At 32.9% G+C, this 24,026-nt stretch carries 17 protein-coding genes and 1 other annotated feature (1 of these 18 cut by a window edge); of the genes, 2 read left to right on the forward strand and 15 right to left on the reverse strand.

Annotated features, from left to right (window positions below; all coding sequences use genetic code 11):
* Positions 1 to 24 (reverse strand) — a binding site (T-box leader); it reaches 212 nt to the left of the window's first position.
* Positions 25 to 250: 226 nt separating this feature from the next.
* The gene (locus tag ACSBO6_RS16250) at positions 251 to 1,015 is read left to right on the forward strand and encodes a sporulation protein (RefSeq protein ID WP_098843815.1); all 765 of its coding nucleotides are present in this window, start codon (positions 251 to 253) and stop codon (positions 1,013 to 1,015) included.
* Between the two features lie 101 nt (positions 1,016 to 1,116).
* On the opposite strand, the gene ysxE is transcribed toward ACSBO6_RS16250, so the two are convergent.
* From ysxE to hemA, 8 genes are all read right to left on the reverse strand, one after another.
* Positions 1,117 to 2,148 carry a spore coat protein YsxE gene (gene ysxE, locus ACSBO6_RS16255; RefSeq protein WP_498843680.1) on the reverse strand — a complete coding sequence of 344 codons (1,032 nt, stop codon included), beginning with the start codon at positions 2,146 to 2,148 and terminating at the stop codon, positions 1,117 to 1,119.
* 86 nt (positions 2,149 to 2,234) lie between these two features.
* Positions 2,235 to 4,055, reverse strand: a complete 1,821-nt coding sequence (spoVID, locus tag ACSBO6_RS16260) for a stage VI sporulation protein D (protein ID WP_498843681.1) — start codon at positions 4,053 to 4,055, stop codon at positions 2,235 to 2,237.
* A 353-nt stretch (positions 4,056 to 4,408) separates the two neighbouring features.
* Positions 4,409 to 5,695: a glutamate-1-semialdehyde 2,1-aminomutase gene (gene hemL, locus ACSBO6_RS16265; protein ID WP_098843818.1), complete on the reverse strand. Its 1,287-nt coding sequence runs from the start codon at positions 5,693 to 5,695 to the stop codon at positions 4,409 to 4,411.
* Between the two features lie 6 nt (positions 5,696 to 5,701).
* Positions 5,702 to 6,688, reverse strand: a complete 987-nt coding sequence (hemB, locus tag ACSBO6_RS16270; RefSeq protein WP_498843682.1) for a porphobilinogen synthase — start codon at positions 6,686 to 6,688, stop codon at positions 5,702 to 5,704.
* Between the two features lie 31 nt (positions 6,689 to 6,719).
* Complete coding sequence (locus ACSBO6_RS16275; protein WP_498843683.1) at positions 6,720 to 7,484, reverse strand: uroporphyrinogen-III synthase; 765 nt, start codon at positions 7,482 to 7,484, stop codon at positions 6,720 to 6,722.
* Positions 7,477 to 8,409 carry a hydroxymethylbilane synthase gene (hemC, locus tag ACSBO6_RS16280; protein ID WP_498843684.1) on the reverse strand — a complete coding sequence of 311 codons (933 nt, stop codon included), beginning with the start codon at positions 8,407 to 8,409 and terminating at the stop codon, positions 7,477 to 7,479. The genes ACSBO6_RS16275 and hemC overlap by 8 nt, the downstream gene beginning before the upstream one ends.
* A gap of 12 nt (positions 8,410 to 8,421) precedes the next feature.
* A complete protein-coding gene (gene ccsA, locus ACSBO6_RS16285; protein WP_098843822.1) occupies positions 8,422 to 9,255 on the reverse strand; it encodes a cytochrome c biogenesis protein CcsA in 834 nt (277 codons plus the stop codon).
* Positions 9,256 to 9,265: 10 nt separating this feature from the next.
* Positions 9,266 to 10,618, reverse strand: coding sequence for a glutamyl-tRNA reductase (hemA, locus tag ACSBO6_RS16290; protein WP_098843823.1), 1,353 nt, complete (start codon positions 10,616 to 10,618; stop codon positions 9,266 to 9,268).
* A gap of 220 nt (positions 10,619 to 10,838) precedes the next feature.
* Between hemA and ACSBO6_RS16295 the strand changes: the two genes are divergently transcribed.
* Positions 10,839 to 11,321 carry a LiaF transmembrane domain-containing protein gene (locus ACSBO6_RS16295; protein WP_098843824.1) on the forward strand — a complete coding sequence of 161 codons (483 nt, stop codon included), beginning with the start codon at positions 10,839 to 10,841 and terminating at the stop codon, positions 11,319 to 11,321.
* A 497-nt stretch (positions 11,322 to 11,818) separates the two neighbouring features.
* Here the strand turns inward: ACSBO6_RS16295 and ACSBO6_RS16300 are convergent, their stop codons facing one another.
* The 7 genes from ACSBO6_RS16300 to tig all read right to left on the reverse strand — a co-directional run bounded on the left by ACSBO6_RS16300 (position 11,819) and on the right by tig (position 23,850).
* Positions 11,819 to 12,340, reverse strand: a complete 522-nt coding sequence (locus ACSBO6_RS16300; RefSeq protein WP_098843825.1) for a hypothetical protein — start codon at positions 12,338 to 12,340, stop codon at positions 11,819 to 11,821.
* Complete coding sequence (locus ACSBO6_RS16305; protein WP_498843685.1) at positions 12,333 to 15,131, reverse strand: DUF3289 family protein; 2,799 nt, start codon at positions 15,129 to 15,131, stop codon at positions 12,333 to 12,335. Before ACSBO6_RS16305 ends, ACSBO6_RS16300 begins: the two co-directional genes overlap by 8 nt.
* A gap of 732 nt (positions 15,132 to 15,863) precedes the next feature.
* Entirely contained in the window at positions 15,864 to 16,448 is a 585-nt protein-coding gene (gene yihA / locus ACSBO6_RS16310) for a ribosome biogenesis GTP-binding protein YihA/YsxC (protein ID WP_098843827.1), read from the reverse strand.
* On the reverse strand, positions 16,445 to 18,769 hold the full coding sequence (lon, locus tag ACSBO6_RS16315) for an endopeptidase La (RefSeq protein ID WP_498843686.1): 2,325 nt from the start codon (positions 18,767 to 18,769) through the stop codon (positions 16,445 to 16,447). The genes yihA and lon overlap by 4 nt, the downstream gene beginning before the upstream one ends.
* Before the next feature lie 286 nt (positions 18,770 to 19,055).
* Positions 19,056 to 20,753 carry an ATP-dependent protease LonB gene (gene lonB / locus ACSBO6_RS16320; protein WP_098843829.1) on the reverse strand — a complete coding sequence of 566 codons (1,698 nt, stop codon included), beginning with the start codon at positions 20,751 to 20,753 and terminating at the stop codon, positions 19,056 to 19,058.
* A 187-nt stretch (positions 20,754 to 20,940) separates the two neighbouring features.
* Positions 20,941 to 22,212 carry an ATP-dependent protease ATP-binding subunit ClpX gene (clpX, locus tag ACSBO6_RS16325; RefSeq protein ID WP_098843830.1) on the reverse strand — a complete coding sequence of 424 codons (1,272 nt, stop codon included), beginning with the start codon at positions 22,210 to 22,212 and terminating at the stop codon, positions 20,941 to 20,943.
* A gap of 357 nt (positions 22,213 to 22,569) precedes the next feature.
* The gene (gene tig / locus ACSBO6_RS16330) at positions 22,570 to 23,850 is read right to left on the reverse strand and encodes a trigger factor (RefSeq protein WP_098843831.1); all 1,281 of its coding nucleotides are present in this window, start codon (positions 23,848 to 23,850) and stop codon (positions 22,570 to 22,572) included.
* Between the last annotated feature and the right edge of the window lie 176 nt (positions 23,851 to 24,026).

Consider the following 24,026-nt stretch of genomic DNA (forward strand, 5'->3'; position numbering starts at 1 on the left):
ACTCTTCCCTATCATTGCATTTCATTATGAATATATGTAATAGTCTACAAAATTTACTTAAGCTTAGTCAACATTATTTCTAATTTCTTTCTAGAATATTCAAGATGTGTCAATAAAGTACCACATTTTTTAATGCATAAAAAAAATACGAAAAATAATTGTAATGATTATTTAACATTTTGGTATACTAGTACTTATTTAATTATGCGATAATTATATAGTATGTAGATATAATTTTAGGGGGATATTCATGGGTTTATTTAAAAATACATTAGCTCGTGTTCTCGGAATCGGTGGAACGAGAATCGATACGAAGCTTGAAAAAAAAGAATATCAAGCTGGTGAACGAGTAAAAGGTGAGTTATATATAAAAGGTGGTCGAGTTAAACAAGAACTAGATTCCGTCTTTTTACATGTAATGACTGAATATCAAGTTGAATCAAATGATAAAATTATAAACAAAAATGGTACTTTACAAAAATTTATCGTATCAGTTGACCAAATAATTAATGCAAATGAAGAAGTTGTTATTCCTTTCTTTTTCACCTTATCTGAAAATACACCGGTATCACTTCATAAATCCCATATTTGGATTAAAACTCATTTAGAAATAGAAAAAGCCGTTGACCAATACGATGCTGATGGCGTTCAAGTAGTTCCTTCAATAGGATTAAAAACGGTAATCCAAGCACTTCAAGAAGAAGGATTTGTATTAAGAGATAGTGAAAACAAAAAGAAATATGGGAAAATTATTCAAGAATTTGAATTTTACCCAATGAACGGTGAATTCCGCGGAAAATTAGAGGAGGTTGAAGTTAACTATATAAGCTTTGACAAAACGGTCGACGTAATTCTTCAGCTAAATCAAAAACAAAAAGAAACTACAGGTAAGTTTGCTAAGTTCTTTAGTACGGATGAAAATAATGTTCGAATTTCTTTTTCAAAAGATCATATTAAAGACAAGGATTTTGTACGTAAAAGTATAGTAAACGCAATTAAACGACATGTAAAATAATTAAATTAAAAAACATCTATCCATGCTGCTTATATTAATGCGGTGATCCATTTTTTGGATAGATGTTTTTAATTTTTTTCTCTTAATTAAGCAATCTAAAATCATAAACCATCTATCGATTTCGCTGCTTCAATATCTTCTTGTATTTTAGAGACAAAATATTCAATATTAATCATATGCCAGTATGCATTTAATAAATCTCTCACATTGTCTTTTTCATTATTAACCCCTTTTCGCTTTAAATATTTAGAGATTTTGGAAGAAAACTGAGTTGGATATGCCATATAGCTTAAAAATAACATTCTTTCCTCTTCTCTTAATGAAAAATTCTTTTCATACATTTTAAGCCAATTATTACGATCAGGTTGCTGTATAGGGTATGTTTTAAAAGAATTCTTGTAATAGTTAGTTAAATCTTGAATTGGAGTAGTTTCTTGTGCATTTTCTAGATTGATAAAGACACCTTCACCTCTCTTATTTACAAGAAAGTGAGAAATAGATAAATTTCCATGATTCATGACAACTCTAGTATTTTCAGTTTCCTTCATTTTTTTAAACCATTCTTCTAACTGTCCCTTAGCAAATTGATGTGCACTTAATATTTTATGAAAATACGTACAATAACTTAGTTCATAAGGTGACATATACCAATTTCCTTCAGCAACTTCAATGAAGTTTTCCAATACTTCTTTATCTTTACTCCACCTTTTTGTTAAAGTATCATAATGGGTTTGTAATTGATCTTTATCTACCTTTTTCTCTTTTTGTGTACTGTTGTGCATTTTACCTAGTGAAGTAAACATTCGTTGAAAATGTAAATTCTCATCTGACTTTTCATCAACACTTTCAATCCACGGCATTAAATAGTAATGCTTCGTATTAAATTCAACAATATAATCTCCACTCTGGGTATGATAGATTGGTACAACATTTCGAAAACCTTTATCTTGCAGGGAACGAACATTTTCAATCAAATTATTTCTATAAACTCGATTCACATTAGCTTCTTTTAGTGCAAATACACCTTGATTCGTATAGATTTTAACGACCTTACCGACCTTTTCAAAATAATTTGGAACAATGTGATACTGTGCTAAAATGACGCTTATTTCATCTTTTGGTTTTCTATACAAGATGCGTCACTCTCACTTTCTAAATGCGTAAAAGCCTTGTATTAGTAGACAAGTGTGCTAACTAATACAAAGCTCTCACCATATTGTTATTGTTTTATAGCAGATACAGGAATATAAATGATTTGCCCTTCCGATAAAAATTCATCATTCAAGTTATTAACGCGATTTAACTGCTGTGTTTGTAGGTTGTATTTTTTAGCTACGGATTCAATTGTATCTCCAGTTTGAGCTAAATATAATTTTAGTTTAGTATAAGAATCTTCTCTTCCTTCACCAGTAAACAAACTTGAAAGTAGATTGTCACTTTTAACGCTTCTTGCTTCGCTTACTTCTTCTTTTACTTCTTCATTTACAACTGATTCAGCTTTTATTTCTACTTTTGGCAATTCAGGTGGTGCTTCTTGCTGCTCTACTTGAGCTTGATAATAATCCGCATAATAAGGTGGTGTTTGACGAACATCATTTGGATTCGCCACAGTATTCTCTTGATTTACTGCAGGGAATGGATTTTGATAGAATTGTTGCTGATTTTGATTATATGCAAATGGTGCTTGCTGATATTGTTGGTTAACATACGGTTGATAGTTTTGCTCTAAAGATCGATTATATAGTTCCTCATATTTTTCGATTTCTTTTTGTGCATTGCTTTCGTTAGTAGCATTTTGCAAAGTGCTAAAATCATTATCTAAGAAACTAGGTCTACTATTTAATGAATTGTTTAAATAACTGTGTACATTAAAATCATTATTCAAGAAACTAGGTCGCTCATTATACGTATTATTTACATTGTTAGATACCTGTGTATCATTCTCACTTTGACTAGATTCTGCTTGATTATTATTCATTAAAAAGCTCGGGGTTTTATCCACTGCTTGTGGCTCTAATGCCTCAGTTGAAATATTAAAGCCCCTAAATACTTCTTCATATTCTTCTACCTCATGAGCTTCTGACTGTTCTTCCAACTGTTCTGATTGCTCCGACTGGGCCATAATTTCAACATTAGAATGTTCTTCTTGTTGTTCCTCTTCAAAACTTTGTTCATTACTTTGTTCATTATTTTGATCAAAACTTTGATCATTACTTTGTTCATTATTTTGATCAAAACTTTGTTCATTACTTTCTTCTAACTCATAATAATGTTCAGCTTCATTTTCAACTGCTTCGACGCGATCTTCAACTACTTCTTCAGGCGAAAAGACCTCTAAGTAAGTAGGTTGCCCTGGATATGTGTCTTGTTCTTCTTGCTCATCTTCCTCCTCAAGGGATTGAATCCAATCACTACCGTAAAGATTATCTTGTTCACTTGTTTCTTGATTTGAAGTTGGTTGATGGAAGTACTGGAATTGTTCTTCTTCTTCCCTTTCTTCTTGATACTCATTTGCTTCATTACTTGAACGGTAATCATTTTCGTATGAGTAGTTATTATATTGCTCATACCCTCTTTGTTCTTGATAAGTTTCTACTGCCCTATTATGATCATGAAGACCAGAAATACATAAATCAGCAGCAATTTGAATACTGCCTTTTTCAGCCAGTTGATAATCAAATGTCTCAACAGAAACACATAGATTTTCAAGATCAGTAATTCTAGTTAGTGGAATTGAAATATCTACAGGGAACTGATGATTCAAATCACAACTTCCATCTTCAAGAACGATTACATTTTCGATCATTCTTGAAGGTGCTAATTCTCTTAATGAATAATAATCACCTTGATTCTCCAAATCAGGTGTGTAATTACCTTCTAAGGTTAAGACACCCTTCACTTGAACATATTCTTCAAATTGCTGTATAGTAATGTCTGGATTTAACGAGAGTGACCTTACCTCTTTAACTTCCTGTCCTTTTTGGAACCAGACAGTTTCTTTCAATGAAAAGCGAATGTTTGTTTGATTTTCTGAAGACACCTTAATGTCCTCCTCTCATCGTCCAATTTGGTCTATGACATTACATTTTTATGAAAGAAACGAAAAATTTATGAAGAAAAGATTGTTATTTTATATTTAGAAAGGATTAAAAATCGCAGAATGAAGAAAAAACAGAAATCAAGATTATGATTTAGTAAGCAATGTACGAATAGTATCACGAAAAAATTTCTTCGTATTTTACATGCAGGGTCCTTTTCAATATTGGGTGCAACTTTTTTCGATATCCAGATACAGCATGAAGCATCGATAATTCTCAACATCTTTTCTCTAAGCTTTACCAACACTATTTCGATAACAAAAAATGGCGCCCTAAAAAAGGACACCATTTTTATTTAAACTAATTGCGAAAATGCGTATTCAGCAGCTGCAATCGTTTTTTGAATATCTTCGTCTGTATGTGAAGTTGATAGGAATAAACCTTCGAATTGTGATGGTGGTAAGAAAACACCTTGTTCAGCCATTAGTTGATAGTATTTAGCAAACATTTCTAAATTAGAAGTTTTTGCTGTTTCGTAATTCTCAACTTTTTCATTAGTAAAGAAGAATCCAACCATTGATCCTGCACGATTAATACAATGTGGTATATTGTATTTCTCAGCTGCAGCTTTATAACCAGCTTCAAGCAGATCAGCTTTACGGTTAAATTCTACATAATCTTCTTTTGATAGCTGACTTAATGTTTCGTAACCAGCTGTCATCGCTAAAGGATTTCCTGAAAGAGTTCCAGCTTGATAAATCGGGCCACTTGGAGCAATTTGATTCATGATTTCAGCTTTACCACCGTATGCACCTACTGGTAAACCTCCACCGATTACTTTTCCTAAACAAGTGATATCAGGTGTTACACCAAAATGACCTTGTGCACAATTATACCCTACACGGAAGCCAGTCATAACTTCATCAAATATTAATAATGTACCGTATTGAGTCGTAATTTCTCTTAAACCTTCTAAGAAACCTTCAACTGGTGGAACAACCCCCATATTCCCTGCAACCGGCTCAACAATAACCGCTGCTAGGTCATCTCCAAATTGTTCAAACGCATATCTTATACTTTCTAAATCATTATAAGGGACAGTGATTGTATTAGATGCAACGCCTTCAGGTACACCAGGGCTATCTGGTAATCCAAGTGTAGCAACACCAGAACCTGCTTTAATTAATAAAGAATCCCCATGCCCATGGTAGCATCCTTCAAATTTTAAGATTTTGTTTCGACCAGTATAACCGCGTGCAAGACGAAGGGCACTCATAGTCGCTTCTGTTCCTGAGTTAACCATTCGAACAACTTCAATCGAAGGCACTCTTTCGATAACAAGTTTAGCTAATTCTGTTTCTTTTAATGTTGGTGCCCCAAAGCTAGTACCAGTTTCTGCTGTTCGTTTTAAACCTTCAACTACACGCTCATTTGAGTGACCTAAAATTAGAGGTCCCCATGAAAGTACATAATCGATATACTCATTTCCATCAATATCATATATTTTAGAGCCTTTTCCATGACTCATAAAAATTGGTGACATATTAACACTTTTAAATGCACGTACCGGACTATTTACTCCACCAGGAAGTACTTGTTTTGCCTCTTCAAAAGCTTCAATTGACTTGTTATATGATCTCATTTATTTTTACTTCCCTTCTGATAACCATCTGCAAGCATCTTTAGCATGATAAGTCATAATCATATCTGCACCAGCACGTTTCATACTGATTAATTTTTCCATTACAACTTTTTCTTCTTCAATCCAACCATTCAAAGCAGCAGCTTTAACCATTGCATATTCTCCACTTACATTATAAGCAACGATTGGTTGGTGATAGTTATTTCTAATATCACGAATGATATCTAAATATGATAGAGCTGGTTTAATAATTAGGAAATCTGCACCTTCAACTGTATCTGATTCTGCTTCACGGAACGCTTCTAAACGATTTGCTGGGTCCATTTGATAAGCTTTACGATCACCTTGTCCAGGAGCACTTTGAGCTGCCTCACGGAATGGTCCATAAAATGCTGAAGCATATTTTACGGCATATGACATGATTGGAATATTATCAAATCCAGCTTCATCTAAAGCATGACGAATTGTTGCTACAAATCCATCCATCATATTTGAAGGGGCAATAATATCTGCGCCAGCCTGTGCTTGACTTACTGCTGTTTTTGCTAATAGTATTAACGATTCATCATTATTAACATACCCATCTTCTAAAACTCCACAATGCCCATGATCTGTATACTCACATAAACATGTATCTGCAATCACTATCATTTCAGGATATTGTTCTTTCGTTTGTGAAATCGCGCGTTGAACGATTCCAGTTGCACAATAAGCTTCTGAACCTACTGAGTCTTTTACATCAGGAATACCAAAGAATATGACAGATTTTATACCTAATGATACAATCTCATCCATTTCTTTTTTTAATTCATCTAATGAAAATTGAAATACACCAGGCATTGAACTGATAGGATTTTTTACACCTTGTCCTTCAACTACAAAAAGAGGATAAATAAAATCTTCTTTATGTAAATGTGTCTCTCTAACCATAGAGCGTAATGCTTGTGTTCTTCTTAAACGACGGTGACGATCAAACGGAATAGAATAAGTCATTTTTTTCTCCTTCTTTTTAAAGACAATCTGATTAACCAAGATCATCTACTAATTTTTTTATTAAAGCCTCAGTTGTAAATTTACTAGGAACAATAATATTATTCAAACCTTTTTCTCTAGCTTTTTGTGCGGTTACTTCCCCGATACAAGCAATTTGAATGTTTTTTAAATCTCCCATACTAATTGCATTTTCTATCAAATAACAAAACTGTTCTACACTGAATGGATTCAAAAATGTAATCACATCTAGCTTATTATTTACTAATAGGTTCAACAGTTCATTTTTTATACTTTGATTTGCAATGGTCTCGTAAACAGTTAATAAATGAACAATATGACCATTTGCTCCTAGTATTTTTGGTACGTTATCACTCGCTAAAGAGCCACGTATAAATAAAAATTTTGTTCCTTTTTCTACTATGTAACTTAACTCAGAAGCAAATGTTTTACCAGTAAATTGACTTGGAAGGAACGCTACTTCAAATCCTTCTTCAATTAATCGATTCTTTGTTTTTTCGCCGACAGCAGCAATTTTTTTTTGAAGAATTTTTTCTTTAAGCTGCTTTGTAATACATTGCACAAAGTAATTGACTGAATTTACACTTGTGAATAAAATCCATTCTGAATCAAGAACTAATTTTTCCAATTCATTAATTGAAATATCACTTTTAACTATTTTTTGAAGTGGAAGATTAATAGGACATCCACCAAACTGATGAATTAATTGATTAAATTCATCAGCTTGGTGCGCTGCCCTTGTCACTAATATTTTCATTCCATTTAAGGAATTATTCATCCGCTGCCTCTTTTACAGAATCTATAATATCCTTTGCTCCACGTTCAATTAATAGATTTGCAACTTTTTCACCAATTTCAGTTGGATTAGTACCTTTTACTGTTTCTTTTAAAATGATTGTTCCATCCGGTTTAGCTACTAATGCAGTTAACGAGATTTCATCTTTCTCATCGATCGTTGCATATCCAGCAATAGGAACTTGGCAACCACCTTCCATTTTATGAAGAAATACACGTTCAGCTTCTACAGTTGTATATGTTAATTCATCATTAAGTCTATTTAGTAATTCACGGATTTCTGTATCATTTTCACGACACTCGATAGCAAGTGAACCTTGACCTACTGCTGGTACACAGATTGTTTCGTCAATGTATTCAGTTATACTTTCCTCTGCCCAACCCATTCTTTTTAATCCAGCTGCAGCAAGTATAATCGCATCGTACTCATTATCCTTTAACTTTTGAATACGTGTATCAATATTTCCACGAATCCATTTAATTTGTAGATCTGGTCGAACTGCTTTTATTTGAGCACTTCTCCTTAAACTACTTGTCCCAACAATTGATCCTTCTTCAAGTTCCATTAATCCTTTGCCACTATTTGAAAGTAGAGCATCTCTAGGATCAACACGTTTTGGAGTACAACCAATCATTAAACCTTCTGGTAAAATAGCCGGCATATCCTTCATACTATGTACAGCTAAATCAATTTCACTCGTAAGCATTGCGTGTTCAATTTCTTTAACGAATAAACCTTTTCCTCCAACTTTTGACAAGGTTACATCAAGTATCACATCACCTTTTGTAACGATTTCCTTTAATTCAAATTCATAATCAGGTGCTACTTCTTTTAGTTTCTCTACAAACCATTTCGTTTGTGTTAATGCTAGTTTACTTCTTCTTGTACCAACTATTATTTTACGCATTGCTACATCTCCTTACGTACTCCATAAATGAAACTTTGAATATAGATTTGAAACAACATAATTTCCGAACAAAACTAAGAAGCAACAGATGTTAAATATGCAAAGAGATTTGCCATAAAAACGGTTGCTTACCTTTAAATACATAAATGTACTATACATGATTAAAACAAAAAATGAGCCTATCACTTTCATATCATACCAAACAAAGGTATGTACTCGAATACTTGCCCAAATCACACCTAAAATAAGGGAAGTTAGCATTAGTGGAACCCCGAATAAATTAAATGTAATAAACATTTTTTCCAGCTTGCCTAAACTCCCCAATTTCTTTAAATGTGTAGACCATTTCTTCTTTTTTAATAAAACATATTGAAAAATGTACATAACCGAAAAAATAAAGGACAGTGTAAAAGCGCCGTATGCTAAGAAAGCAAGTCCAATATGGATATACAATAACTCCGATTTTAACTGGTCAACTAATGTTGCAGTCTTACCCGCTTTCGGAATTAAAATTGATAATGAAAAAACTAAAAATGAAACAACATTTGTAAAGAAAACTAAGTACTCTAGCTTTACTACCCAATTAATAACCATTGATAACGATATGATAATCCATACATAAATATATAGCCCTTCCCTGGAAGTAATAAAGGAATATAAGCTATAATGGCTAACGGTGTAAATCATTAAAACAGAAGAAAACACCCAAACAATTGCTAGCAAATAAAATGCTACTCGACTTGCCATCCTATTTGTATCTATAAAATCTATAAAAGAAAAAACGATACTCCATGCAAACAATAAGATTAATAAGTGATATATAAAACTACTTTCCAAAAGCGCCACTAACTAAACCTCATAAAAAACCTAAATTTTGTTTTAAAGAAATAGTCTCTTTTTCTTGGTTAGTTTGCATGTGTTTTTCTTCTTTTGATTCTTGTAAAAGTTCATCTAGACTAAATATTTCTTTAAAAAGGGCAATTTGTGCTTCTGAGTGTTTAGATGTACCCATTTCTTTTGCTTTCATAATTGGATCGCGTAAAAGTTGATTTACGATACTTTTTGTGTGCTTTTGAATAATTTTTAAATCTCTTTCAGATAAATGAGGAAGTTTTCTCTCTAGGCTACTCATTGTATCTGCTTGAATATCTAACGCCTTTTCACGTAACGCAGAAATGACTGGAACAACACCTAGCATTGATAACCAAGTTTGAAAATTATCAATTTCTTCAGATACTGCCTTCTTAATTTTTACTGCCTCACGTTCACGCTCTGCTAAATTCTCTGCAACAATACCTTGAAGATCATCAATATCATACAAAAATGCACTATCAATATGGTGAATTGAAGGTTCAATATCCCTAGGAACAGCAATATCAACTAAGAATAATGGGTTACCTTTTCTTGATTTTTCAATTCGACGAATCATTTTTTCAGTAATCACGTATTCTTTTGATCCGGTTGAACTAATAACGATATCAGCTTCTTTCAAAGCGTTTTCAAGTGATTCTAACCCTTTTCCAATTCCATTAAATTGGTCTGCAAGTCTAATAGCATTTTCAACAGTACGGTTTATAACTGTTACTTTTCCTACACCTTGAGCATACAAGTTTTGTAAAGCTAAGTTACTCATTTTCCCTGCTCCAACAATCAGTACATTGCATCCTTTTAAATTGCTAAATATCTTTTTTGATAGCTCTACAGCAGCATAACTTACAGATACAGCATTTTCACCGATTCCAGTTTCTGAGTGAACTTTTTTAGCAAATGTAATGGCTTGCTTAAATAATTGATTAAAGATCGTACCAATTACATTATTCTCCTGAGCAAGTAAATAACTATCTTTTACTTGTCCAAGAATCTGAGTCTCACCTATTACCATTGAATCTAAACCACTTGCAACAGTGAATAAATGATTGATTGCATCATTTCCAGTTTTAATGATTAAATATGGCGATAACTCTTCATCTTTTAAGCCGAAGCGTTGTAATAAAAAGCGTTTCATATAATATTGACCAGTATGAACTTGATCAACAACTGCATAAATCTCCGTACGATTACAAGTAGAAACAATAATGTTTTCTAAAATGCTTTTTTCATTTTTTAATGAGTTCATTGCGTCCTGTAGTTCATTTGGAGCAAATGCTACCCTTTCTCGCACTTCAACTGGGGCAGTTTTATAATTAATCCCTATTGTAATGATGTGCATGCCCTAAAGCCCCCCTAAAAACTTTGTACAAACTTGTGTTTTTATCTCTATCTTTGCTAAAGCAAAATATCATATCTATGTTCTACATCAATATGCTATCATAAATGTAGTATTTTGTAGAATTTTTAATCCGATTTATACTATTAAATGTTCACAAATTTTATTATACAATAATTTTAAAATAAAAGTGATTACAAATAATGTTAAACAGGAGTTGCAAATGAAAAAAAATCGATTATTTATTGGAATCCTATTAATTGGCTTTGGCATTTATTATCTTATTTCAAAATGGCAAGTCCCGGCTTTACAGATTTTCACATTTTGGACGACTCCGATCTTGATTACTGGTATTGCACTTTTAGTTCAAGCTTTTAAAGGAAGAGAAACCCACTATGTATTTCCCGGAATTGTCGTCCTAGGGTTTGGAGTTCATTTTTATGCGATCGAGCACTTTCAAACTTGGCCAAACCACTGGTCCGTACTTACACTCATCATTTCAATCGGAATGTTACTACAATCTCGAAAAGGAAAAGGTGAGGTATTACCTGGTTTACTATTATTTATTATGTCTTTATTTTTCCTTTTTAATGAAAAGCTTTCAACAATGCTTGGTTCACTCCAATCACAAGTAACTTATTTTCAACAATATTGGCCAATTTTAATTGCTGTTATCGGTCTATATCTTCTATTCTCAAAAAAATAAGCATACCTTTTTATACATAACTAGCAGTTTTTAAAGGAGGCAGAACTTTGTTATACTTCCTTGTGCTATGGAAAAAATTTGTCTCTTTTAATTAGGTTTCAACTTTTTTTGATGGAAGCAATATACATGTCATACAGCCTAATAAAGAATGGAAAACGCATGAAGATGCCTTACTACATTTATTTGAAAAAGGAGCAACCTTATTAGCGATAAATGAACAGTTGAATATTCAAAAGCTAAAAGAGTGATTCTACTGATCGTTTATATATTTATTGTGAAGAGAATTTATTAAAAGCAATCGGAAAATAAGATAGAGATGTGTTAAAGATTAAAAGCTGGCGGATTATAAATACCCTATAGAATAGACTTTTATTAAGTATCTATTCTATAGGGTATTTTATTTAAGATAATGGTCTTATAGGTAAGTACTTAAATGCGCGATAGCGGTCCAACGTCTATAATGAATGTTCAAGTTCAAGTTCAAATGTCACAATTTATCATTTAATAAGTTGATCCCCAATAAAACGCATCCTTTTATTTATCTGACCTTTCTTACTTTTATCATATAAATCGTATTCTTTTTCTGGTTTCGCATCTGACCAAACGATATAGGCAATTAGATCATTCTTATGATGTTCTAGTCGATCTGTATTCATGTAACTTTCATCCGGCTCCCAGTCGCTTGGCAAATCCTTACTTTCCCTATAGAAGGACATTTCAAAGATCCTATTTTCACCTTCTATATCCTTCTTTTCTTCATCAATTGGATGTTCCTTACTGTATTTTTCAATTATTTCTTTCAATTCTTTTAGATTTTTTGGTGGATTTAGAATCATATAATGCTTTTTATAGCGCACCTCTTCATCATTCTTTTTTCCTACGATTTCTTCTGTATTATTTATTTCAAAAATCTTTATTTCTCCACTTGATTCCTCATTCTTATTACATCCTATTAAGGATAATAAAGGTATAAATATAATAAACATTAAAACGATCATTTTAACATTAAACTTAATCACTTAAATTCCCCTCAAATGGTATATCCATTTCCATTACAGTAACAAATGGCCTATACTTCCCATCATAATCATCATAATGCTGTAAGACAAACCAAGAACGGAATCCTGCTAAGTTGACATACACCTTCTCCACATCTGGCTGATCCAACCCGAAATGATCATATAAACGAACACGCATAACACCTTTAAAGTGATTATTCTCTACAGAATAGTTTTTTACGGTGATGGTATTTCCCCAAGTATCATTTACTGTAATTGTAAGTCCACCTACTCGATCATTCCATGTGCTAAACGTCGGATAACTAGCATTTCTCTGTACAAAATTATAAAATTCATTTGTATTCTTTGTACTTTTATCAAACTTAAGTGCGGTCAAATTCCCTCCATTAGTCTTTAGCTCATCAACTAATGCATTTTTGACAAATTCAATATAGGATTTCGTTGTTTCATGCTCACTCGCTTCTTTCGTTAATGTCTGGTTTCTATAATCTGTTCCAGTTCCATCTTTAAAATGATCAATCATATCTAAAACAACATCTTCCATATCTCCCATTGAAAATAAACTTGTCGACATATCCTTGAACTCAGAAAAGAGTATATTCGGGAAATAAGATTCAAGTAATTGAAGTCTGAACATCCAGCTAATGTCTTTTAATTCATCTTCTGTATAATCATTTGTTGTCATATCGTTCGCTACATTTCCATTTTCATCATAGCCTGCTGGCCTATCTGACTGAAACACTACTGTATCGGAATATTCAGCATAAAACGGACTTGAATCCTCTTTATCAGACTTTCCATCTCCGTCACTATCTTTTCGGTTTGGGAAACTTGTTGGAAAGAATCCTTCAAAATGAATTGTTATGCCAAAAATTACGATCGTAAAAGATTTTAATTGCCCCATTTCTTGACCATCAGTTAATCCATCTCCGTCAGTATCTTTCTTATTAGGGTCTGAGTAAATTATACCGTATGGTGTTTTCATTCCTTTAATTTCATAGACGTCGTATAAACCATCCCCATCAGAATCTTTCGGTTCTGTACCTCCATCATCTGAATCATCGCTAGTAACAATGCCATTTGATTTCTCGTTGCTTTTAGCTAGATAATTTTCTAGGCCTGTTTTCATTGTACTGTTTTGAAACAGCATTTCATTTGAAATATCAGGTTTTGAGTAGTCGATTTCTCTCCCCCAAAGTTCCAACCATTTTTTCTTATCAACCACCATAAATTCGCCAAAATGAGTAGTTTCCACACTTATTGTATTTTCACTTGTATTTAACTCAGCTTGAGGGCTTTCATACATTTCTTCATCTGCGTTGTACCAAACAATGGCTAGATCCTTTTCCGAAGAGTCTTCTAATTTCGTTTCATCATACGTAAACTTAATACTTGCTTTTTCAAATTTCGAGTACGTATTGATGCTTACAGGAGAACCAATAGTACCTTGTAAATTAGTTGTTTTAATATTTAGATTGTTAGAGTTACTAATTCTAGTTGTTTTATTAATGTTATCATTTGTTCTAAACTCAACTTCAATGCTTTTAATTTCTGATTGATCAGGTTGAATCAATGATTTTCTAATTGATTGTGTAAAGAGTTCTTTTGTATCCTCGACTCCGTTATTGTCGCTGTCTTTAGCATTCGGATTCGTCTTAAGCGCATATTCATCTCCATCACTTAGCCCATCGTTTTCTGTATCAAATGTATTAGGTAATGATTTGAACTGGTGTACTTCAAATCCATCAGTTAAACCATCTTGGTCTGAATCTCCCTTAATTAAATTAGTTTGATAAGATTGCTCATCTATATTCCTTAGATCGTCTTCATCGATATCTTCATCTGCATCACTTATACCATTTTGATCTGAATCGTATTTTGTTGGGGAAAGAAATGATCTGACCTCATATTCGGTATGATCTTGCAACCCATCACCATCTGTATCATTTTTAAATGGATTCATTCCCTCTCGGAATTCTATTCCATCTGTTATAGAGTCGCCATCCGTGTCTGAAGTAGATTCAAAGAATTTTGTGTTAAATGAATAGCCGGCTTTCTCAAGTCCAAATAAAACTTGTTTATATGCATTTTGATAAGATTTTGCTGCAGGGATTGCAAGATCTTTTTCTAAAAATCCGTTAGCTTTTTCAGACATTTTCACAGCGTTATTCAAATGAGCTTTTAGTTTATTACCGTTGTGTTCTACATGATCTGATATATCTTTGAAGATGCCTATAGCATTTTTATTGACGATTTTATCAGATAAATAAAAATTAAAGAGTATATCTGAAAGGAGTACTTCAGTTGGTACATTAAAATCATTTTTTGTTACATATCCCCAAAGACATATGGTTAGCTTATGTTTGATTTCCATAAGCCGATCACTTTTAAGAATTTCTTCTTGTATGTATTCCTCTTCAATAGCTTGTTCATATTCATTAATCAATTGTTGAAGTGTATCAAGTTCATTTATATCCCTTTGTTTTAAGTCTTTGGTATCATCAATTTGCGCGATCAGTTTGGAATCAAACTTAGCATTAGTTTCTTTTATGACTGGTACGAAGCGCTTTAATTCATTAATTGCAGTCTGATCGTAGATTTTTGCTATTCTAGTATCTTCATAGAATTCATATTCACTTAACCACTGCTTCACATTTCGTTCACTAGAATTTGTATCCCCCCCTTGATTAGCAACGTTTTTACTCTGGGCATACACAGCTTGACCAGATCCGCTAAGAATCATTACAAAGATCAATAAAAAATTCATTAGTATTCTCACTTTATTTGCCATCATATTTGTCTCCTCTATTAAAATAGTAATTTTCCTAAATACGATATCTCGAGTTCTATTCCAAAGAAATATTATCTAAATCCTAAAGATAACTGATTAAATCTAACTACATGTAAGTGTTTTTTTGTAATGCAAAATGCAACTAGTTAGTAAAAGTAAGTGATAGTTGAATTTTATATACAAAACAATATGAGTGCGGAATTTTCTGTGAAATAAAAAGTAAGCAGACAAGAATAGTTAAAGTTAATTATTTTTTAACTTACTAGATATGTTTTTCTGTTAACAAATTAATGGATCTTGTTTGGCTCCTAAGTGTTTTTTTGAAGCATGTTAAGGGATGATTGGTGGTTCTTGGAATGCGGAATAATGTCAAAAATATTGTAGAGGTTAAAAAAACAGTATTAGCTCCTATCGTTCTAGAGGGAAAAATCCATTTCTCTCCTTTCCTCCCAAAAAAATAACTAAGTAATAGTTTACAGATTAAAAATATGGAATAAAAGGTAAATTTTCCCTAAAATATTATTATCCGCCATATGTATAATGAACTTTCTTTAGCGATTGAACCTATATATAGTCAGATTCCTTTAAAACTTTTGTTTATGTAAATGTAAAAAATTGGAAACAATATTTTCATTCTTTGAGCCTTCTTTTTCTATTAATCGAAGAATTGAAGTTAAGAAAGTAGCGGTTTGAGGCACAAAAAAACTGGTGGAATGTTCTCCACCAGTTTTTTTATTTACACATACGATCAATTACAGACCATGCTTTTTCTTTCCCCATACCAGTTTCAGATGAGAATAAAATTAATTCATCTCCTTCTTCAATCTGTAACTTTTCACGAACTACTTTTGCATGTTTATCCCATTTTCCTTTTGGGATTTTATCAGCTTTAGTAGCTACTATGATGACTGGGATCCCGTAATGCTTTAAGAAATCATACATCATTACATCATCTTCTGTTGGTGAATGACGTAAATCTACGAGTAATATAACAGCTCTTAATTGCTCACGAGTTGTTATATATGTTTCGATCATTTTACCCCATGCTTCTCTTTCCTTTTTGGAAACTTTCGCATAACCATAACCTGGTACATCAACGTAGAAAAGCTGTTCATTAATTAGAAAGAAATTTAATGTTTGAGTTTTTCCAGGTTTTGATGATGTTCGGGCTAATGCTTTACGATTTAACATTTTATTTATAAATGAAGATTTCCCAACATTTGAACGACCTGCCAAAGCGATTTCAGGAAATTGTGTATCTGGATATTGATTTGGTCGGACTGCACTTATGACAATATCCGCTGTTGTTACTTTCATTTTTTCACTCCTACTATTGCATGCGCAAGTACTTCATCTAAATGTGAAACAGGAATAACAGTTAAACCTTCTTTCACCAATGGTGGAATATCTTCTAAATCTTTTTCGTTCTCTTTTGGTATGATAACAGTCGTTAAACCTGCACGATGCGCACTAAGCATTTTTTCTTTTAACCCACCAATTGGTAATACGCGACCACGTAATGTGATTTCTCCAGTCATTCCAACCTCTTTACGAATTGGTTTATTTGTTAATGCCGAAATCAATGCTGTAGCCATCGTTATACCAGCTGAAGGACCATCTTTTGGAACAGCACCTTCTGGAACATGAATATGAATATCATATTTCTCGTGGAAATTTTCGTCAATATTCAGCTCTTCTGCTTTTGAGCGAATATAGCTAAACGCAGCCTGTGCTGATTCCTTCATTACATCCCCTAGCTTACCAGTTAAAGTTAGTTTACCCTTTCCTGGATATAGTGATACTTCAATAGAAAGTGTGTCTCCACCAAATGCAGTATACGCTAAACCAGTTGCTACCCCGATTTGGTCTTCACTTTCCATTTGACCATAAGAGAATGTTTTCTTACCTAAAAATTCTTCAATATTTTTATCGGTAAAGATTATTTTTTGTCTTTCGTTTGAAACGATCAACTTAGCAGCTTTTCTACATAATGTAGCTAAAACTCGCTCTAAAGACCTAACTCCAGCTTCTCGTGTATAATGACGAATAATTGTAACCAATGCACTTTCACGAATTTGTACAGTAGATTTATTTAAGCCATGCTCAGCTAATTTTTTAGGGAATAAATGTTTTTTTGCTATATTAACTTTTTCAAGTTCAGTATATCCAGATAAAGTAATAATTTCCATTCGATCACGCAATGGACCTGGAATAGTTGATAAATCATTTGCAGTAGCTACAAATAATACTTGAGATAAATCAAATGGCTCTTCGATGTAATGATCACTAAAAGTATGATTTTGTTCAGGGTCCAAAACTTCTAACATTGCTGAAGCTGGATCTCCTCTAAAATCGCTAGACATTTTATCAATTTCATCTAGTAAGAATACAGGATTATTTGTTCCTGCTTTCTTCATACCTTGGATAATACGACCCGGCATAGCTCCAATGTAAGTTCTTCTATGTCCTCTTATTTCTGATTCATCTCTAACGCCACCTAGAGAAACACGTACAAAGTTTCTAGACAAAGCGTTTGCGATTGATTTCGCTAAAGATGTTTTACCAACACCAGGAGGACCAGCTAAACATAAAATTGGGCCACGCAATGAATTTGTAAGTTGTTGAACAGCTAAATATTCTAAAATTCTTTCTTTTACTTTTTCAAGACCTTCGTGTTCATTATTTAGTATCTTTTCAGAACGATGTATATCTAGTGTGTCTTCTGTTTGCTTAGACCATGGTAGTGCTACCATCCAATCTAAATATGTACGAACTACACCTGCCTCAGCAGCATTAGGAGGAAGTTTCTCATATCTAGCTAACTCTTTTAACACTATTTCCTTCGTTTCTTCTGGCATATTAGCTTCTTCAATTTTTGTTAAAAACTTATCAACTTCTTCGGTCTTACCTTCACGATCACCTAGCTCACGTTGAATTACCTTTAGTTGCTCTCTTAAGAAATATTCTTTTTGAGTTTTATCAATATTTTTCTTAACTTGTAAACCAATCTTTTCTTCAAGCTTTAATAATTCTTTTTCATCTTGAAGGAAATTTAAGATAATATGTATTCGTTCTGTAACATCAATTGTTGCTAATATTTTTTGTTTTTCTTCTTCCCTTAATGGAATTGAATCGATCATTGCATCTGCAAGTTTACCTGGACGGTCTTGCTTAACAATTGAAGCAATCGTCTCTGGTAAGATACGCTTTGATAATTTACTGTATTGTTTAAAATGCTGCAATAAAGTTCTCATTAAAGCACGTAGCTCTTTAGATTCGTCTTCTACATCTGGATATTCTTCTACCTTTGCAGTTAAGAAATCATTTTGATCAATAATTGATTTTATTTTCCCTCTGTGTAATCCTTCTACAGTGATACGAACAGTGCCATTTGGAAGTGTAATCTTTTGTGTTAATTTAGCTAAAGTTCCAAATTGGTACAATTCGTCAATCTTTGGATTTTCTGTATCTGCATCTATTTGAGTAACAACAAAAATTAAATGATCTAACTCATCAGCTTCTTGTATAGCCTTTATCGATTTCATTCTTCCTACATCTAGATGTGCAATAGTGGCAGGAAATACACTAATTCCTCTTAAAGGTAGGAGGGGTACAACTTTTTCTTTTGTAACATTCATTACGTTACACCTCCATGTTTTTCATTCTATTTAGTTATTTTACCTTAACATATATATCATTTACAATGATATGCATTAAAAGAAAAAAAGAAGCGACAAAATCCATCAAAAACTGTCTAGAACATAACATAAATAATTGTTTTTAGCGATTTTATTGATTAACACTAAAAGCAAATCATTTCTACAAAATAAAAAGTGTTCGATCAATTCATTGAAAAATAGAATGCAAAAATAGTTTGTATTCTTTATTTATTCAATATGAAATGATTCGAACACTTCTTTTTATCTACATAGATTGCGATTGATTCTCTTCAAACAATGTTAATTGCTGGAAATCATTTTTTGTTTGAGTTGGTAATTCAAATTTCCAATTATCTTTAAAGACTTCGTGGAGAACTTTTTCAATGCGATCTACTGCTAATATTTCTACATCTTTATACTGATGTATTGTAGCTTGATCGTTGTCTTTCGGTACAATAATTTTAGTTGCTCCTGCTTTAACCGCTGCCTTTACTTTTTCTGGAACACCACCAACTGGTTTGACATCGCCTTGAATACTCATTTCACCAGTCAAAGCGATTGTATTTAATACTGGGACATTATTAACAGCTGAAAAAATACCTACTACCATGGCAATCCCTGCCGATGGGCCGTCAATTAATGCACCACTCGGAAAATTAATGTGAATCGTATAGTCATCGATTGGTACACCAATTTTTCGTAAGACTGTCGTAACGTTTTCTAATGAGCCTTTTGCCATACTTTTTCTGCGAATCGATTTAGCTTGATTACCTAAGCTTTCTTCTTCAACAATTCCAGTAATTGTAATTGTACCTTTACCGATTTCTTTTGCTTTCATTGCACTAACTTCAATTGGTAGTAACGCACCAATATTTGCTCCATAAACAGCTAAACCGTTTACCAATCCTACAGTAGGAGCTTCTGGAATTTTGTTAACAAGTCTTGGTGATAAACGACTGACAGATACAACCCACTCAATATCATCTTCAATTAATTCTTTTCGACCAGAAGTTAAAACCATACCACCAGCTAACTGAATTAAGTTTATCGCTTCACGACCATTTTTTGCATATGTACCAACTAATTCTAACGCTTTTTCTGAAAGACTTAATTCAATTTTTTCAGCAGATCGTTTAGCTACTGCTTGAATTTCATCTTGTTCTAATTCTCTAAAAAATATTTCTAAACAACGTGAACGAATTGCCGGCGGGATATCTTCCGGTGATCTTGTTGTTGCACCCACTAATCTGAAATCTGCTGGTAAACCGTGTTTGAAAATTTCATGAATATGTGCGGGGATAGAAGGATTTTCTTCTTGGTAATATGCACTCTCAAATTTCACTTTACGGTCTTCAAGTACTTTCAGCATTTTATTCATTTGAATTGGATGAAGCTCACCTATTTCATCAATAAATAAAATACCTCCATGCGCATCGGTTACAGCACCTTTTTTAGGTTGAGGAACACCCGCTTGCCCCATCGCACCTGCGCCTTGATAGATTGGATCGTGAACTGAACCAATTAAAGGATCTGCAATTCCTCTTTCATCAAACCTAGCAGTTGTTGCGTCTAATTCGATAAATACTGCATCTTGTTTAAACGGTGTATTCGGGCTCTTTTTCGCTTCTTCTAATACAAGTCTTGCTGCTGCCGTTTTTCCGACACCAGGAGGCCCATAAATGATCACATGTTGAGGATTCGCACTGCAAAGTGAAGCTTTTAATGCTTTTATTCCATCCTCTTGGCCAACTATATCATCAAAAGTGGTTGGTCTAACTCTTTCTGCTAACGGAACTGTTAACGAGATTGACTTTAATTTACGTAACTGCTCCATTTCTTTTTTAGATTCCCTATCAATCGAAACTTTAGTTGTTCGTTGACCTTTTAATAAATGAATAAAATACAATGCAACGATTGTACCTAATGCTAATTGAGCTAATAAAATAATAGTTGTTAAACTCATTCTTTACCCCTCCACTGAAGTAGAAATTACTTTTAGTATCGCCCTTAAAATGGAAGGATAAACCAATTTTAAAAATTAAAGACATGGTGTACCTAGTAAAATCCCAATGCATTTATAAAAAATTCAAAAAACTCACTAAAAAAAGGTGAAAATAAAAAACCAAATGCAAATGCATTTGGTTTTTTATTTATGCTAATTTATTTGCTTTTTTCTTTAACTCTAATTCTGTTCCATCTTCTAATACAAGCTTAGGAGCTGCACCAGTTTTAACAGTTTCTGCTGAGATAATACATTTTTGAATATCCTCACGTGAAGGTAATTCAAACATAATATCTAACATAATCCCTTCAATGATCGAACGTAGTCCACGAGCTCCAGTTTTACGCTCAATTGCTTTTTTAGCAATTTCAGTTAAAGCGCTATCCTCAAACTCAAGTTCAACTTGGTCAAGCTCTAGCAATTTTTGATATTGCTTAATTAAAGCATTTTTAGGTTTAGTTAAAATTTCAACTAATGATGCTTCATCAAGTTGCTCTAAATTAGCTAAAACTGGTAAACGTCCAATGAACTCTGGAATTAAACCAAAGCGTAATAAGTCTTCTGGTAATACGTGGTTTAGGATTTCTTTTGAGCTTAAATCGCTCTTTTCAGAATCTCCACTGAAACCAATTACCTTTTTACCTAAACGACGTTTGATAATTTGTTCGATGCCATCAAATGCTCCACCACAAATAAATAAAATATTTGTCGTATCAATTTGAATGAATTCTTGATGTGGATGTTTACGACCACCTTGAGGAGGTACACTTGCAACAGTTCCTTCAAGAATTTTTAAAAGTGCTTGCTGAACACCTTCACCTGATACATCACGTGTAATTGATGGGTTTTCAGACTTACGTGCAACTTTATCAATTTCATCGATATAAATAATACCTTTTTCAGCACGTTCTACATCATAATCAGCTGCTTGGATTAATTTTAAAAGAATGTTTTCAACATCTTCCCCAACATATCCAGCCTCTGTTAATGAAGTTGCATCTGCAATCGCAAATGGTACATTTAAAATACGTGCTAAAGTTTGAGCTAGTAATGTTTTACCACTACCAGTTGGCCCAATCATTGCAATATTACTTTTTGATAACTCAACCTCATCAATTTTACTGTTTGAATTAATACGTTTGTAGTGATTATAAACAGCAACTGATAAGGCTTTTTTTGCATTGTCTTGACCAATAACATATTCATCAAGAATTTCGCAAATCTCTTTCGGTTTCGGAACGTCTTTAAACTCTACTTCCTCTTCTTTTGCTAGCTCTTCTTGAACAATTTCAGTACAAAGCTCAATACATTCGTCACAAATATATACACCAGGTCCTGCCACTAATTTTCTAACCTGAGACTGTGACTTCCCACAGAACGAACATTTTAGCTGTCCTTTTTCTTCGTTAAATTTGAACATATGTTCACTCCCTCTAAAAATTTCTAAAAAACACTCAATATGTATGTAATCCCAAAAAAATATGTATCTTGTAGCTATATAATAGCATACAAAACAAACAAAGCAATTAATTACTACTCTAAAATTGTTTAAATTTTTAGAATATATATATTCTAATCTAAAGTCAATAATCCTTCTTTTGAAGAATTATTTTTAGTATAGCCACAATAATTTTTTAAAATCTGTATAACAGATTCTAACATATGTATATGTGTATTTTAAAGGAAACAGTTCACTTTACCAAATATTTCTTTATTTAAAAACAAGGCACGAAAAATCTCGCGCCTTGTTTTAAGTGAATATATGTTTATTTAACGCTTATTTTTTTCTGCTATCTACTAATAACTCAACAGCTTTACGGATTTGAATATCGTCACGTACAGCGTCAGTTCCACCTAGCATTGTTACTAATTGCTCAGAAGGAATATTGTACATTTCAGATAAACGAGCTAATTCTTCGTTCATTTCTTCTTCAGTTGCCTCAATTTTTTCAGCTTCGATGATCGCATCGATTGTTAAGTCGATTCTTACACGAGCTTCAGCATCTTGACGCATTTGAGCACGAAGATCTTCTTCTTTAGTACCAGTGAATTGGTAGTAAAGCTCTAAGTTTAATCCTTGTTGTGCAATACGTTGTTCAAAGTCTTTAACCATACGGTCAACTTGGCTTTCGAACATTACTTCTGGGATTTCAATTTCAGCATTTTCAGCTGCTTTTTGAACTAAAGCATCACGTAAGCTACCTTCAGCTTGAGATTTTTTAGATTCAACTAAGTCATTTTTGATTTTTGCTTTAAGTTCTTCTAAAGTTTCTACTTCGTCATTTACATCTTTAGCAAACTCGTCGTTTAACTCAGGAAGTTCTTTAGCTTTGATTTCATGAACAGTTACTTTGAAAGTAGCAGCTTTTCCAGCTAATTCAGCACTGTGGTATTCTTCAGGGAATGTTACATTTACATCTGTTTCTACTCCAGATTTAGCACCGATTAAAGCTTCTTCAAATCCAGGAATGAAAGAACCTGAACCGATTTCTAATGGGTAGTTTTCACCTTTTCCACCTTCGAAAGCTACGCCATCAACGAAACCTTCGAAATCAATAACAGCTGTATCACCGTTTTCAACAGTACCATCTTCTTTAACTACTAACTCAGCTTGACGCTCTTGTAATTTAGTTAATTCAGCTTGTACGTCTTCGTCAGTTACAGTTGCATCCATTTCTTCAACTTCTAAGCCTTTGTATTCGCCTAATTTTACTTCAGGTTTTACAGTAACTTTTGCTTTGAAGATTAAAGTTTTACCTTTTTCCATTTGCTCAACGTCAACTTCTGGACGGTCAACTGGCTCAATACCAACTTCTTCGATCGCTTTGCTGTAAGCTTCTGGTAAGATTACATCTAAAGCATCATTGTAAAGTGCTTCAACGCCAAATTTTTGTTCGAAAATTGGGCGAGGTAATTTACCTTTACGGAATCCCGGTACATTGATAGTTTTTACAACTTTTTTGAAAGCTGCATCTAAACCTTTATCTACTTCAGAAGCTTCAACTTCTACAGTTAATAGACCAACGTTAGCTTCTAATTTTTCCCATTTAGCAGTCATTGTTAGTTCCCTCCAAAATTATCTAAAAAAATATATGTGTTTACGTATTTTCGTACTATACATGCCTGTCCATATTTCATATAGAAAATTCATGTATAATTAAGTAAATAGTCGTTACAACCATTCTATTATAACACATTCCTTTTTTGTTTCAATATTTCCTATTTTTATAAGGA

Source organism: Bacillus sp. AL-1R, from assembly GCF_052180195.1.
Taxonomy (GTDB): domain Bacteria; phylum Bacillota; class Bacilli; order Bacillales; family Bacillaceae_G; genus Gottfriedia.